Raw genomic sequence first — 14187 nt, forward strand, 5'->3', positions numbered from 1 at the left:
ACTCCCCTCCGGCCCGGGTGACATTCCCGCTCCCCGGCCCGGAGGGGGCCCCGCGGCCCGGTGCCTGAACCGGGCGCCCGGGGCCGCACCCCCGTAACGCCCCCATGCGGCCGCGCCGTTCCCAACTGGCGGCACGCCGCCCCCACGCGCCGAACGGGGACCGGGGACCCCCTGGTGAGCGCTCCCCACCCGGCACGCCGACCTGCCAGGAGCAGATGTGTCCAGACCCCCCTCGCCCCCTGTCCTGACCCGCCGTCACGCCGGCCTCTCCGTGCTGGCACTCGGCGCGCTGGTGGCGTCATCGCTCACCCTCGCCGCCCCGCCCGCCCAGGCGGCCGACACCCTGCTGTCGCAGGGCAGGACCGCCACCTCCTCGTCGCACGAGGGCGACGCCTACGCCGCATCGGCGGCCGTCGACGGCAATCTCACCGGCACCCGCTGGTCCAGCCAGTGGAGCGATCCGCAGTGGCTCCAGGTCGATCTCGGCCGGCGCGCGAACCTCAGTCGGGCCGTCCTGACATGGGAAGCCGCGTACGGCAGGAGCTACCAGATCCAGGCGTCCGACAACGGCACCGACTGGCGGACGCTGAGGACCGTGACCGGTGGCGACGGCGGCACGGACGACCTCGCCATTTCGGGCTCCGGCCGTTACGTGCGGATGCTGGGAACGGAACGGTCCGGGGGCTACGGCTACTCCCTCTGGGAGTTCCAGGTCTACGGGAACACGGACGACGCCCCGCCGCCTGCCACGGGCGCGGTGCGGGTGACCGGCTCCCAGGGGAACTGGCAGCTCACCGCCGGTGGCCACCCGTACACCGTCAAGGGACTGACCTGGGGCCCGGCCATCGCCGACGCACCCCGGTACATGCCGGACGTGAAGTCGATGGGCGTCAACACGGTCCGCACCTGGGGCACCGACGGCGGCACCAAGCCGCTGCTGGACGCGGCGGCGGCCAACGGCATCCGCGTGATCAACGGCTTCTGGCTCCAGCCGGGCGGCGGCCCGGGCAGTGGCGGCTGCGTGAACTACGTGACCGACTCGACGTACAAGAACAACATGCTGACCGAGTTCGCGAAGTGGGTGGAGACCTACAAGTTGCACCCGGCCACGCTGATGTGGAACGTCGGCAACGAATCGGTGCTCGGTCTGCAGAACTGCTACAGCGGCACCGAACTCGAGGCCCAGCGCAACGCCTACACCTCTTTCGTCAACGACGTCGCCAAGAAGATCCACTCGATCGACCTGGACCACCCGGTCACGTCGACCGACGCCTGGACGGGCGCGTGGCCGTACTACAAGCGCAACGCACCCGACCTCGACCTGTACTCGATGAACTCCTACGGCGACATCTGCAATGTGCAGGAGGACTGGGGGGCGGGCGGCTACACCAAGCCCTACATCATCACCGAGGGCGGGCCCGCCGGTGAGTGGGAGGTGCCCGACGACGCCAACGGCGTCCCCGACGAGCCGACCGACGTGCAGAAGGCGGACGGCTACACCCAGGCGTGGACCTGCGTCACCGGCCACCGGGGTGTCGCGCTCGGCGCCACACTCTTCCATTACGGCGTCGAGCACGACTTCGGCGGAGTCTGGTTCAACCTCCTGCCCGACGGTCTGAAGAGGCTGTCGTACTACGCCGTCAAGAGGGCCTACACCGGTTCGGCCGGCGGCGACAACACGCCCCCGGTCATCACGAACATGGCCGTCAGCCCCGCCTCCTCGGCCCCCGCGGGCGGCGAGTTCGGCGTGCGCGCCGACGTCCGCGATCCGGACGGCGACCCGATCACGTACAAGGTCTTCCTCAGCGGCAACTATGCGAGCGGTGACAAGCGGCTCGTCGAGGCCCGCTGGCGCCCCACCGGCAACGGCACCTTCGCCGTCACCGCGCCCGAGAAGCTGGGTGTCTGGAAGGTGTACATCCAGGCCGAGGACGGGCGCGGCAACGCCGGCATCGAGACGAAGTCGGTCAAGGTCGTCGCCCCGCCGGTCACCGGTACCAACGTGGCGCTGAACAAGCCGACCACCGCCTCCTCCTTCCAGGCGTCGTACGGCGACTGTCCCTGCGAGCCCGCCAAGGCCACGGACGGCAGGGCCGACACCCGCTGGGCCAGCGACTGGAGCGATCCGCAGTGGATCCGCGTCGACCTCGGCGCCCCCACCGGGATCCGCAAGCTCCAGCTGGTGTGGGACCCGGCCTACGCGAAGTCCTACGAGGTCCAGGTGTCCGACGACGGAATCACCTGGCGCACGGTCCACTCCACGACGACCGGCGACGGTGACGTCGACACCCTCGACGTCGCGGCGACCGCACGGCACGTCCGTCTCCACCTGACGGCCAGGGGGACGGGCTGGGGCTACTCGCTCCACGAGTTCGGCGTCTACAGCTGACGCACCACGCCAGGCCCCCGGCAGGGGGTGGCGCTCAGCCCCCTGCCGGGTCACCATCCCCCCACCCATGGGCTGGAGGCCCTTCATGAGATGGCGTTCGAAAAAACTCCCCGCGCTCCTTCTCGGCAGCGCGCTCGTCGCATCGGTCCTCGGTCTCGGGACGGTCGCCACGGCGGCCGATCCCGGAAGTCCCGCCCCGGCCGGCGCCCACACCGGGCACACGACGGCCGTGTCGACCCAGGCGTCCGGCGACGATCCCGACGGGGACGGCTACATACCGGCCGTCCCCCAGGTCACCGGCGTCACACCGTCCACGCACACTCCGCCGCCGCGGTACCACAAGGAGTTCCAGGCCAACTGCTCCGTCACGCACACCGCGCCGGACGACCCGATCGTGTACCCGGGACAGCCGGGCACGTCCCACGACCACACCTTCATGGGCAACACCTCGACCGACGCGCACAGCACGACCAGCTCGCTCCACGGCGGCGACACCAAGTGTCTCGCACCCGCCGACGGCTCCGCGTACTGGATGCCGTCCCTGTACGACGGGGACAGGAAGATCCTCCCGGTGGGCCCGCAGGTCATCTACTACAAGGCCGGCGTCACCGACTACACCAGCGTGCGGCCGTTCCCCAAGGGGCTGCGGTTCGTCGTGGGTGATCCGATGCAGAGCGCCGACGAGTTCCGCCGCCACCGCGGCTTCGTCGAGGGCTGGGAATGCGGTGACAGCTTCTTCAACGTCGACATCCCGGCGAGCTGTCCGAGCCGGCCCGACGTACAGCTCAACATCCGCATGCAGGCCCCCAGTTGCTGGGACGGCAAGTACCTCGACACCCCCGACCACAAGAGCCACATGGCCTACCCGGTCGTCAAGCCCGGCACCAACGACAACATGTGCCCGGCCTCCCACCCGGTCGCCCTGCCGATGATCGAGTTCAAGATGGCCTTCCCGGTCAACGGCGACATGAGCCGGGTCCGCCTGGCCAGCGGGCGGGGCTACTCCTTCCACTACGACTTCTTCAACGCGTGGGAGGAGCGCACCCTCAAGGCGCTGGTCGACCACTGCATCGTGGGCGGATTCCAGTGTGACGCGCGCGGCTACGACCTGTACCACCCGGAGCGGGGCGCGGTCCTGAACGCGGACTACCGACTGCCCTGACCGGCCGTACGACCCGGGCCCGGCCGTTCCCGCTCACGCGAGGACGGCCGGGCCCTCCGCCCTGCCCGGCGGCCACCGGTAAGGACCAGGACCGAGCAACTGCGAGAAGAAGGGCGGGACATGAGCCCGGACAGGGACGACAGGGTGCTCGACCGGCACATCGCCGAGCTCACCCTTGAGCAGAAGGTACGGCTGCTCACCGGCGCGACGACGTGGCGCACGGCGGGGGAGGCCGACATCGGACTGCGGGAGATGGTGATGTCGGACGGGCCGGCCGGCGTCCGCGGTGAGGCGTGGGACGAGCGACGCCCCTCCGCGCTGCTTCCGTCCGCCTCGGCCCTGGCGGCCATGTGGGACGAGCCCCTGGTGGAAGAACTCGGCGGGCTGCTGGCCGCGGAGGCCGCCCGCAAGGGCGTCGACGTGGTGCTGGCCCCGACGCTCAACCTCCACCGGACCCCGCTCGGGGGCCGGCACTTCGAGTGCTTCTCGGAGGATCCGGAACTGACGGGCCGCACCGGCGCCGCGCTGATCCGCGGGATCCAGGCCCATGGCGTGGCGGCCACGGCCAAGCACCTCGTCGCCAACGACTCCGAGACCGGCCGGCTGACCGTCGACGTGCGCGTGTCCGAGCGGGCCCTGCGCGAGGTGTACCTCGCGCCCTTCGAGGCGGCCGTCGAGGCGGGCGTGTGGCTCGTCATGGCGGGCTACAACGGCGTCAACGGCGGGACGATGACGTCCCACCCGCTCCTTGACGAGCCCCTCAAAGGGGAGTGGGGCTTCGACGGGGTCGTCGTGACCGACTGGGGCGCCCTGCGGTCGACCGAGGAGCCGGCCCGCGCCGCCCTCGACCTGGCGATGCCCGGCCCGCAGAGCCCTTGGGGCACGGCGCTGGTCCAGGCGGTGAAGGACGGCCGGGTTCCGGAGGCAGCCGTCGACGACAAGGTGCGACGACTGCTCCGGCTCGCCGGCCGGGTGGGAGCCTTCACACCGCGTCGCCGGGACCGCGTGCCGGTGCGGCGCTCGCGGGGCACCAGGGCGCTGCTGCGCCGGGCGGTCGCGGCCGGCTCCGTCCTGCTCGGCAACCGAGGCGTGCTGCCGCTCGATCCGGCGGAGCTTTCCACCGTCGCGGTCATCGGCGCGCATGCCGCGTCACCCCGCACCCAGGGCGGCGGCAGCGCGGGCGTCTTTCCCTCCGGCGTGGTGACCCCGCTGGCGGGGATCAGGGCCCGGCTGCGCGGCGGTGGCCGGGTGGTGCATGTCCCCGGTCCGCCGCCCTCGCGCCTGGCTGCGTCCCCGCTCGACACCGACCGGTGCAGCGACCCGAGGTCCGGCGCCCCCGGGGTGCTGCTGCGCGTCCTGGACGGGTCGGGTCGGGAACTGCGCGCGGAGCACCGCCTCTCGGGCCGCCAGCTCGAACCGGATCTGCCTCCGGGCGCCCACACGGTGGAGATCAGCGCTCTGCTGCGGCCGCGGCGGACGGGAGAGTGGACGTTCGGCGTCGGAGGCTTCGGCCGGATGACGCTCGCCGTCGACGGACTCACGGTCCTGGACGGCGTGTTCCCCCGCGAGACGGACGACCCGGCGGTCGTCCACGTCAGTCCGCCGGTCCAGGAGGCACGGGCGATGCTGACCTCGAAGCGGCCGGTGCACGTGGTGGCGCGACGCGAGCTGGTCCCCGGCTGCGGGCGCGCCACCGTGGTCACCGCGGCGCCGCCGGAGCCCGATGCGCGGGGCATGACGGCGGCCGCGGCGGAGGCGGCCCGGGAGGCAGACGTCGCGATCGTGGTCGTCGGTACCACCGAGCACGACGAGACGGAGGGATACGACCGGCGTGACCTGTCCCTCGGCGCACAGCAGGACGACCTCGTGCGAGCGGTGGCCGCGGCCAATCCGCGCACGGTCGTGGTCGTCAACAGTGGCGGTCCGGTCGAGCTGCCGTGGCGGGAGGACGTGGGCGCGGTGCTGCTCGCGTGGTTCCCGGGACAGGAGGCAGGCGCGGGGCTCGCCGACGTGCTGTTCGGGCTGGAGGAGCCCGGCGGGCGGCTCCCCACGACCTGGGGCGCGTCTCTCACGGACACGCCCGTGACGCGTACGCGACCCGCAGGGGGGCGTCTCCCCTACGCCGAGGGCCTTCACATCGGCCATCGGGCCTGGCTGCGGGCCGGCCGAGCACCGGCCTTCTGGTTCGGCCACGGACTCGGGTACACCACCTGGGAGTACGAAGCGGTCGATGCGCCGACAAGGGTCGCGGCGGGCGACGCGTTCACCGTGCGGGTACGCCTCCGCAACACGGGGACCCGCGCCGGGCGGGAGGTCGTCCAGGTCTACGCGGCCCGGCCGGGGTCGGCCGTGGAGCGACCGGTACGTTGGTTCGCCGGCTACGCGGCGGTCCGGGCTGAGGCGGGCCGGACGGTGACCGCCGAGGTGGAGGTGGCGGCCCGCGCCCTGCGTCACTGGTCGGAGGAGGAACGCGCCTGGTCCACGGAGCCTGGGCCGTATCGGCTCATGGCGGGCAGGTCGGCGGGGGACCTGCGGTGGGAAGGGGAGGTGGCGGTCGAGCGTCGGGCGCTCACCGGCTGAGGTCCCTCATTGCGCCGCCCGTTCCCGCAGGCTGGTCTGCCACACGGGGCTCTGCTGTTCCGGGTCCGCCTCGGTGCGGCGGCCACCGCGGGCGAAGAAGTCGGCGAGCGGCAGGATCGCGGCTCCGACGGTGACGGCGTCCGGTCCGAGGGTGCCCAGGTCGATCTGGACGCGCGCCGCCGGGTACTTCAGCGAGTACGACGCGGTGTACGTACGCACCGTGTCGAGGAAGCGCCGACCGAGCTGGAGGCCCGCCCAGCCGCCGACGAGAATGCGTTCGGGCTGGAACAGGTTGATCAGGTCGGAGAAGCCGGCACCGAGGTACTCGGCGGTCTCCTCCAGGACGGCCAGAGCGGTCGCGTCGGCCGGTGCGGTCGTTCCCTCGGCGTCGGGGGCGGGGTACGCGGCAGCGAGCATCGCGGTGAGCGCGGTCTCCTCGTCCGAACCGGCCGGTGGCCGCCCGCCCGCCTCCGCCCACCGCTCAAGGAGGGCCTCGGCGCCGGCGTACGCCTCCAGGCAGCCCTTCGCGCCGCAGCGGCAGTGCCTGCCCCGTACCCGTACGGTCAGATGTCCCCACTCCAGAGCCATGCCGGCCCGCATGTCGTCGGCGACGACGCAGGCACCGACACCGGAGCCGAAGAGGACCACCACCGCGTTCTGCGCACCTCGCCCGGCCCCGAACCACATCTCCGCCTGGCCGAGCGTCTTGGCGCCGTTGTCGATGTAGTACGGCACGGTCTCGGGCAGCAGCCGGGACTCGCGCAGCAGCCGCTCCAGCGGGACGGCGTCCCAGCCGATGGTCTGGCCGTGCACCACGGCGCCGTCCTCCGTGCCCCCGGCGACGATGCCCGGCACGCCGATACCGACACCCAGCAGCCGCTCCGCCGGGATGCCGGCCTGGCTCAGGACCTCGGGGATGCCTTCGCGGAGGTGTCCGAGCACGACACCGACGTCGTAGCGGTCCACACGTCGCAGACTCTCGGTCGCCAACGGCCGCTCCAACCGCGCGAGTTCATTGAGCGCCAGGTCGAAGAGCTCGATCCGCACACGCGTCTCACCGACGTCCACGCCGATCATGTAGCCGCTGTGCGCGCTGATGCGCAGGAGCGTACGGGGGCGCCCGCCGGCCGAGTCCACGCTGCCGGCCTCCTCGACCAGGCCCTCGGCGACCAGCTCGGACACCACATTGCTCACCGAGCCCGAGCTCAGCCCGGTGACCGGTCCGAGCGAGAACCGGCTCAGAGGCCCGTCGAAATACAGACGTTGCAACACCGCCGTGCGGTTCTCCCGCCGCAGGTCACGCACCGTACGGCCGCTGCGCATCTTCACCCTGCCCCCTCGTCTCCGATGTCCTGCACGCAACTTACATGGGACCGAGGCCTTGACGCGACCTTCACTTGAGGTTTAACTCACACCGTAAATTAAGCGGCGGGGTGCTTCAGGGCTCGAACGCGGGACGTCACTCGTGTCGCACCCTCCCCGCAGGCGAAGTCCGTCCACCTCCCCGGAAGGGCCCCTGGAGTCATGCGCAGAATCAGAGCCGCAGCCGTCGGCGCCGTCACCCTCTCACTCGTTCTCACCGCGGCCGCCTGCGGCGGGGGCTCTTCCGGCTCGGAAGGCTCCAACGAGCAGCCGAAGACGCTCACCTACTGGGCCACGAACCAGGGTGCCAACCTCGAGGTCGACAAGAAGGTCCTCCAGCCGGAGCTCGACAAGTTCGAGAAGCAGACCGGCATCAAGGTCAAGCTGGAGGTCGTGCCCTGGTCCGACCTGCTGAACCGGATCCTCACCGCCACCACCTCCGGCCAGGGCCCCGACGTCCTCAACATCGGCAACACCTGGAGCGCCTCGCTCCAGGCCACCGGCGCCCTGCTGCCCTGGGACGCGAAGAACTTCGAGGCGATCGGCGGCAAGGACCGCTTCGTCGAGTCCGCCCTCGGCTCCACGGGTGTCCAGGGCCAGGACCCCACCGCCGTACCGCTGTACTCCATGGCCTACGCGCTCTACTACAACAAGAAGCTGTTCGCCGAGGCCGGGATAGCCAAGCCGCCGGCCACCTGGGACGAGCTGGTCGCCGCCGGCAAGAAGCTCACCGCGAAGGGCAAGAACGGCATCGGCGCCGAGGGTTCCAACCTCTCCAACAACATCCACCAGGTCTTCGTCCTCGGCAAACAGCACGGCGCCGACTTCTTCACCCCCGACGGCAAGCCGGACTTCACGTCGGACGGCGCGGTCGCCGCGGTCAAGCAGTACGTCGACCTGATGGCCAAGCACAAGATCGTCGCCCCGGGCAACGCCGAGTACGCCCAGAACCAGTCCCTGAGCGACTTCGCCAAGGACAAGACGGGCATGGTGCTGTGGCAGACCGCGTCGGCCACCTTCAAGTCCCAGGGCATGAACGACGACGAGTGGGGAGTGGCGCCCGCCCCGGTGCAGTCCGGCAAGCCCGGCACGGGCACCGCCACCAACTCCATGGTCGCCGGCATCAACATGGCCGTCTTCAAGAACACCAAGAACATCGACGGCGCCAAGAAGTTCGTCAAGTTCATGACCAGCGACGACGAGCAGGTCATCCTCAACAAGGCCTACGGCTCCATCCCGCCGGTCAAGACCGCCCAACAGGACCCGGCCTTCAACACCCCGTCACTCGCCGTCCTGCGCGAGACCCTGGCGACCAGCGCCACCGCACTCCCGCAGGTCCCCGAGGAGTCCCAGTTCGAGACCGTCGTCGGCACCGCGGTCAAGGAACTCTTCGCCGACGCCGCCGCAGGGCGGCCGGTGACCACCGAGTCGGTGCGGGCCAAGCTCGAGAAGGCCCAGCAGCAGATGCCCAGGAAGTGAGTACGGACACCCCCATGACCACCCTCACCGCTGCCCCTGGCACAGGCGAGCGGAAGGCACGCGAGAACTCCCCCGGAGCGCCGCGCAAGCGCCGCTCCGGGCGGCTGCGTCGCATCGGCCTGCCGTACCTCCTGCTGCTCCCCGCGCTCCTGCTCGAACTCCTGGTCCACCTGGTGCCGATGGTGATCGGCATCGTCGTCAGCTTCAAGGAGCTCACCCAGTTCTACATCCGCGACTGGAGCACCGCTCCCTGGGCCGGGCTCGACAACTACTCCCTCGCGGTCGACTTCAACGCCCCCATCGGCGAGGCACTGCTGAAGTCCTTCGTCACCACCTGCCTGTTCACCGTGTTCTCGGTCGGGCTGTGCTGGCTGCTCGGGGCGGCCGCCGCCATCTTCATGCAGGAGAGTTTCCGCGGCCGTGGCTTCCTGCGCACGCTCTTCCTCGTCCCGTACGCGCTGCCCGTCTACGCCGCCGTCATCACCTGGGCGTTCATGTTCCAGCGCGACAACGGACTGATCAACCACGTCCTGCACGACCAGCTGGGCCTCACCGACAGCCCGCCGTTCTGGCTGATCGGCGACAACAGCTTCGTCGCACTGCTCGTCGTCTCCGTGTGGAAGGGCTGGCCCTTCGCCTTCCTGATCATCATGGCCGGACTGCAGAACATCCCCCGGGAGGTCTACGAAGCCGCGGCCCTGGACGGAGCCGGGATCTGGCAGCAGATCCGCCGCATCACCCTGCCGTCGCTGCGCCCGGTCAACCAGGTGCTCGTCCTGGTGCTGTTCCTGTGGACCTTCAACGACTTCAACACCCCCTTCGTCCTCTTCGGCGAGGCGGCACCGGAGTCCGCGGACCTCATCTCCCTGCACATCTACCAGTCCTCGTTCCAGACCTGGAACTTCGGCACCGGCTCCGCCATGTCGGTCCTCCTGCTGCTGTTCCTGCTCGTGGTGACAGGCGCCTACCTCCTGCTCACCTCCCGAGGAAGGAAGACCACCGATGCCTAGTCAGTCCCGGCGTCAGGTCCGCTCCCCGATGGCCGCCCCGCAATCCTTCCTGTGGAGCCGGCGGATCTTCCTGACGCTCCTCGCCGGCTTCGTCCTGCTGCCGGTGTACGTCATGGTCTCCAGCTCGCTCAAACCGCTTCAGGACGTGTCCGGCAAGTTCCAGTGGATCCCCTCGGGCCTCACCGTCCGCCCGTACTTCGACATCTGGGAAACCGTTCCGCTGGCCGACTACTTCGTGAACTCCCTGATCGTGGCCGGGGCGGCGACCGTCTGCTCCGTCACCATCGCCGTGTTCGCGGCCTACGCGGTCAGCCGCTACTCCTTCCGCGGCAGGCGGGTCTTCACGGTCACGGTGCTCTCGACGCAGATGTTCCCCGGCATCCTCTTCCTGCTGCCGCTGTTCCTCATCTACGTGAACATCGGCAACGCCACCGGCATCGCCCTCTTCGGATCCCGCGGCGGCCTGATCCTCACGTACCTCACCTTCTCCCTGCCCTTCTCCATCTGGATGCTGATCGGATACTTCGACTCGGTGCCCCGCGATTTGGACGAGGCGGCCAAGGTGGACGGCTGCGGGCCGCTCGGCGCCCTCTTCAGAGTCATCGTGCCCGCCGCGATCCCGGGCATCGTGGCGGTCGCGGTCTACGCCTTCATGACCGCGTGGGGCGAGGTCCTCTTCGCCTCCGTCATGACCAACGACACCACCCGCACCCTCGCCGTCGGACTCCAGGGCTACTCCACCCAGAACGACGTGTACTGGAACCAGATCATGGCCGCCTCCCTGGTCGTGAGCCTGCCCGTCGTCGCCGGCTTCCTGCTCCTCCAGCGCTACCTCGTCACCGGACTGACCGCCGGCGCCGTCAAGTAACGGGCCGCGTCCCTCCCTCACCCCTCCGATCACCCCAGAGAGGCACCCTCTGTGTTCGATTCGATAGATCTCGCCGCCTTTCCCCCCGGCTTCGTGTGGGGTACGGCCACATCCGCCTACCAGATCGAGGGTGCCGTCGCCGAGGACGGCCGGGCCCCGTCGATCTGGGACACCTTCTCCCACACCCCGGGGAAGATCGACAACGACGACCACGGCGACGAGGCCTGCGACCACTACCACCGGTGGCCCGAGGACATCGCCCTCATGAAGGAACTGGGCACCGACGCCTACCGGATGTCGATCGCCTGGCCCCGTGTCGTCCCCGGCGGCGACGGGCCCGTCAACGCGGCCGGCCTCGACTTCTACGACCGCCTCGTCGACGGCCTCCTCGACGCGGGCATCACGCCCAACATCACCCTCTACCACTGGGACCTCCCGCAGGCCCTCCAGGACCGCGGCGGCTGGACCGACCGCGACACGGCCGAACACCTCGCCGCCTACGCCTCCGCCGTCGCCGGGCGGCTGGGCGACCGGGTCACCCGCTGGGCCACTTTGAACGAACCGCTGTGCTCCGGGTGGATCGGCCACCTCGAGGGCAGGATGGCCCCTGGCCTCACCGACCTGACCGCCGCCGTGCACGCCTCGTACCACCTGCTCCTCGGCCACGGACTGGCCGCCCAGGCGATCCGCGCGGCGGCGCCGGACGCCCAGGTCGGCCTCGTGACCAACCACTCGACCGTGGAGGCCGCCTCCACCCGGCCGGAGGACGTCGCGGCGGCCACCCGCATGGACGGCCACACCAACCGCTGGTGGCTCGACCCGGTCTACGGCCGCGGTTTCCCCGCCGACATGCGCGAGCTCTACGGCGTCGAACTGCCCGAGCGCCCGGGCGACCTGGAGACGATGGCGGTCCCACTCGACTGGCACGGCCTCAACTACTACTTCCCGGTCACGGTCGCCGACGACCCGGCCGGCCCCGTCCCGTACGCCCGTGAGGTCCGCCTGCCCGACGTGCCCCGCACCGGCATGGACTGGCAGATCGACGCCGACGGTCTGGAGTCGTTCCTGATGCGCCTGACCGACGACTACGGCGCAAGGCGCCTGTACGTCACCGAGAACGGCTCCGCCTTCCCCGACACCGTCGGCCCCGACGGCACCGTCGACGACCCCGAGCGGGCCCGCTACCTGGAACAGCACGTGAGTGCCTGCGCCCGTGCCGTGCGCAAGGGCGCCCCGCTCGCCGGCTACTACGCCTGGTCCCTGCTCGACAACTTCGAGTGGGCCTACGGCTACGACAAGCGCTTCGGGCTCGTCCACGTCGACTACGCGACGCAGGCACGGACCATCAAGTCGAGCGGCCGCCGGTACGCGGACATCATCCGCGCCCACCGGCAGACCCAGGCCTGAGGACATCAGGAACACCAGGTTCGAGATCAACGTCAACGCATAGGCACACATCGCGACGCGGGTGGTGCCGGAGGCGCTTCTCCGGCACCATCCGCGTTCGTCATCGTTGCCCGGCTCGGTGGTCGGCTTCCTGGTCAGAGCCCGGGCGTGGCGGGGCCGTATCAGTGAGCGGACGCGGGTACCGGTGCGGCCGGCAGGTCATAGGCGTCGGCGATGAGTCGAGTGGAGTGCAGCAGCGCCTGCGGGCTGTGGCCCACGGAGGCGAGCATGATCTCGTCGGGGCGGGCGACCTCGTGCAGGCGGTTGAGACGCTCGGTGACCTGACCGGGCGTGCCGTGCAGGACGCTGTCGGTCCAGCGGTCGAGGACCATCCGCTCACCGGCGGTGCAGGGGTAGGAGGCGGCCTCGTCGGGCGTGGGTACGAGGTAGGACTTGCCGTGGAGCATGCGCATCATGCTGTGGGCGTAGCTGCGTGTCTGGCGCAGAGCCTCGTGCTCGTCGTCGGCGGCCATGACGGCGAAGCTGACCAGCGCGTACGGCTCGGCGAGGACGGCTGAGGGGGTGAACAGGTCGCGGTAGAGCCGGAGCGCGGCGTCGACGTGATCGGGGGAGAAGTGCGCGGCGAAGGCGAAGGGCAGGCCGAGGCGGGCGGCGAGTCGGGCGGAGTATCCGGAGGAGCCCAGCAGCCAGACCGAGGGCCGTCCGCTCGTCCGTGAAAGACCGTTCTCCTTGTCCTGGCCGGGTCCGGGCACGGCGTAGACGCGCTCGCGGTAGGGGTGTTCTTCGGGGAAGTCGTCGTCGAGGAAGTGCAGCAGCTCGACGACCTGCTGCGGGAAGTCGTCGTTGTCCGAGCGGCCGCGGCGCAGGGCCGCGGCCGTTGCCCGGTCGGTGCCCGGGGCGCGGCCCAGACCGAGGTCGATCCGGTCCGGGGCGAGGGCCTGGAGCAGGCCGTACTGCTCGGCGACGATCAGTGGAGGGTGGTTGGGCAGCATCACGCCGCCCGCCCCGAGCCGCAGCCGCGTGGTGTGGGCGGTCAGCCGGGCCAGCAGCACGGCGGGGGAGGAGGAGGACACGCCGGGCATGGAGTGGTGTTCGGTCACCCAGTAGCGGGTGAAGCCGCGCCTCTCGGCGAGCTCGGCCAGGGCGATGCTGCCGGACAGTGCGTCGGCGGCGCTGATGCCGCGGCCGGCCAGGGCGGTGTCGAGGACGGACAGCGGCGCGGGAGCGGATCCGCGGGCCATGCCCTTGATCGGGTCGTTCACGGGGGATTCCTTCTGCGGTGCCCCGGCCCGGCGCGAGTGGCCGGGCCGATGCGGTGGGCTCGTGGCGCACCAGGGCCGGGGAATGGGCCGCTGTGGTGCGCTCGTGGCGCACCGCATCGGCCGGACGGGCGGGTCAGGCCAGTTCCACGCGGTCGATCAGGCCGGCGGCGGTGAAGGCGTCCACGAGCTGTTCACGGCCCTCGGTGAAGTGGGCCCAGCTGTCGAAGTGGACGGGCACGACGCGGCGGGCGCCCAGGGTGCGGGCGGCCTCGGCGGCCTGAGCGCTGTCGAGGGTGAGCAGCGCGCGGTCCAGGACGGGGGTGCGGACCGCGCCGGCGAACAGGACGGCTGTGTCCACCGGGCCGAAGCGGTCGGCGATCTCGCGGACCAGAGGGAGCTGGGCGTTGTCGCCGCTGACGTAGACGGTGGGCAGGCCGTCACCGCTCAGGACGAAGCCGACGACCTCGCCGACGACCGGTTCGAGGTCCTCGCGTGCCCCGGGGCCGTGCAGGGCCGGGACGCCGGTGACGGTGATCGTGCCGCCGCCGGGGCGGTCCAGCTCTATGGACTCCCAGTCCTCAAGGGGTCGCGCGGTGCCGCCCAGTCGGCCCGCGCCACTGGGCGTGGTCAGGGTCAGGGGTACGTCGGCGAGCAGGGCGCGGCCGGAG

General features: G+C 70.9%; 10 protein-coding genes. 7 read left to right on the forward strand and 3 right to left on the reverse strand.

The genetic code is table 11. The annotated features are described in order from the left end of the window. Positions 1–217: 217 nt before the first annotated feature. The 3 genes from CCN42_RS06285 to CCN42_RS06295 all read left to right on the forward strand — a co-directional run bounded on the left by CCN42_RS06285 (position 218) and on the right by CCN42_RS06295 (position 6131). Positions 218–2389 (forward strand): discoidin domain-containing protein, encoded by a 2172-nt coding sequence (locus CCN42_RS06285; protein WP_086733599.1) that lies wholly within the window; start codon positions 218–220, stop codon positions 2387–2389. 85 nt (positions 2390–2474) lie between these two features. Beyond that, entirely contained in the window at positions 2475–3551 is a 1077-nt protein-coding gene (locus CCN42_RS06290) for a DUF1996 domain-containing protein (protein ID WP_086733601.1), read from the forward strand. Between the two features lie 99 nt (positions 3552–3650). After that, the gene (locus CCN42_RS06295; RefSeq protein WP_422641248.1) at positions 3651–6131 is read left to right on the forward strand and encodes a glycoside hydrolase family 3 C-terminal domain-containing protein; all 2481 of its coding nucleotides are present in this window, start codon (positions 3651–3653) and stop codon (positions 6129–6131) included. A 6-nt stretch (positions 6132–6137) separates the two neighbouring features. Here CCN42_RS06295 and CCN42_RS06300 read toward each other — a convergent pair whose 3' ends face one another. Beyond that, on the reverse strand, positions 6138–7454 hold the full coding sequence (locus CCN42_RS06300) for an ROK family protein (protein ID WP_422641249.1): 1317 nt from the start codon (positions 7452–7454) through the stop codon (positions 6138–6140). Between the two features lie 201 nt (positions 7455–7655). Here CCN42_RS06300 and CCN42_RS06305 point away from each other — a divergent pair, with 201 nt between their 5' ends. Genes CCN42_RS06305 through CCN42_RS06320 form a run of 4 tightly spaced genes read left to right on the forward strand, consistent with a single transcriptional unit; the run spans position 7656 to position 12257 of the window. Next, positions 7656–8972, forward strand: coding sequence for an extracellular solute-binding protein (locus tag CCN42_RS06305; protein WP_086733607.1), 1317 nt, complete (start codon positions 7656–7658; stop codon positions 8970–8972). A 14-nt stretch (positions 8973–8986) separates the two neighbouring features. Beyond that, positions 8987–9982, forward strand: a complete 996-nt coding sequence (locus tag CCN42_RS06310; RefSeq protein ID WP_086733609.1) for a carbohydrate ABC transporter permease — start codon at positions 8987–8989, stop codon at positions 9980–9982. A 28-nt stretch (positions 9983–10010) separates the two neighbouring features. Beyond that, the gene (locus CCN42_RS06315) at positions 10011–10850 is read left to right on the forward strand and encodes a carbohydrate ABC transporter permease (protein ID WP_086733611.1); all 840 of its coding nucleotides are present in this window, start codon (positions 10011–10013) and stop codon (positions 10848–10850) included. Positions 10851–10901: 51 nt separating this feature from the next. Beyond that, positions 10902–12257 (forward strand): GH1 family beta-glucosidase, encoded by a 1356-nt coding sequence (locus tag CCN42_RS06320; protein WP_086733613.1) that lies wholly within the window; start codon positions 10902–10904, stop codon positions 12255–12257. Between the two features lie 161 nt (positions 12258–12418). Here CCN42_RS06320 and CCN42_RS06325 read toward each other — a convergent pair whose 3' ends face one another. Together CCN42_RS06325 and CCN42_RS06330 are read right to left on the reverse strand one after the other, a co-directional pair. After that, positions 12419–13498, reverse strand: a complete 1080-nt coding sequence (locus CCN42_RS06325; RefSeq protein ID WP_245877171.1) for an LLM class flavin-dependent oxidoreductase — start codon at positions 13496–13498, stop codon at positions 12419–12421. Between the two features lie 154 nt (positions 13499–13652). Continuing rightward, positions 13653–14187: MBL fold metallo-hydrolase (locus tag CCN42_RS06330; protein WP_086733617.1), on the reverse strand; the 535-nt coding region annotated here is incomplete at its 5' end.

The organism is Streptomyces glaucescens (genome assembly GCF_002154375.1).
Classification (GTDB): Bacteria; Actinomycetota; Actinomycetes; order Streptomycetales; family Streptomycetaceae; genus Streptomyces; species Streptomyces glaucescens.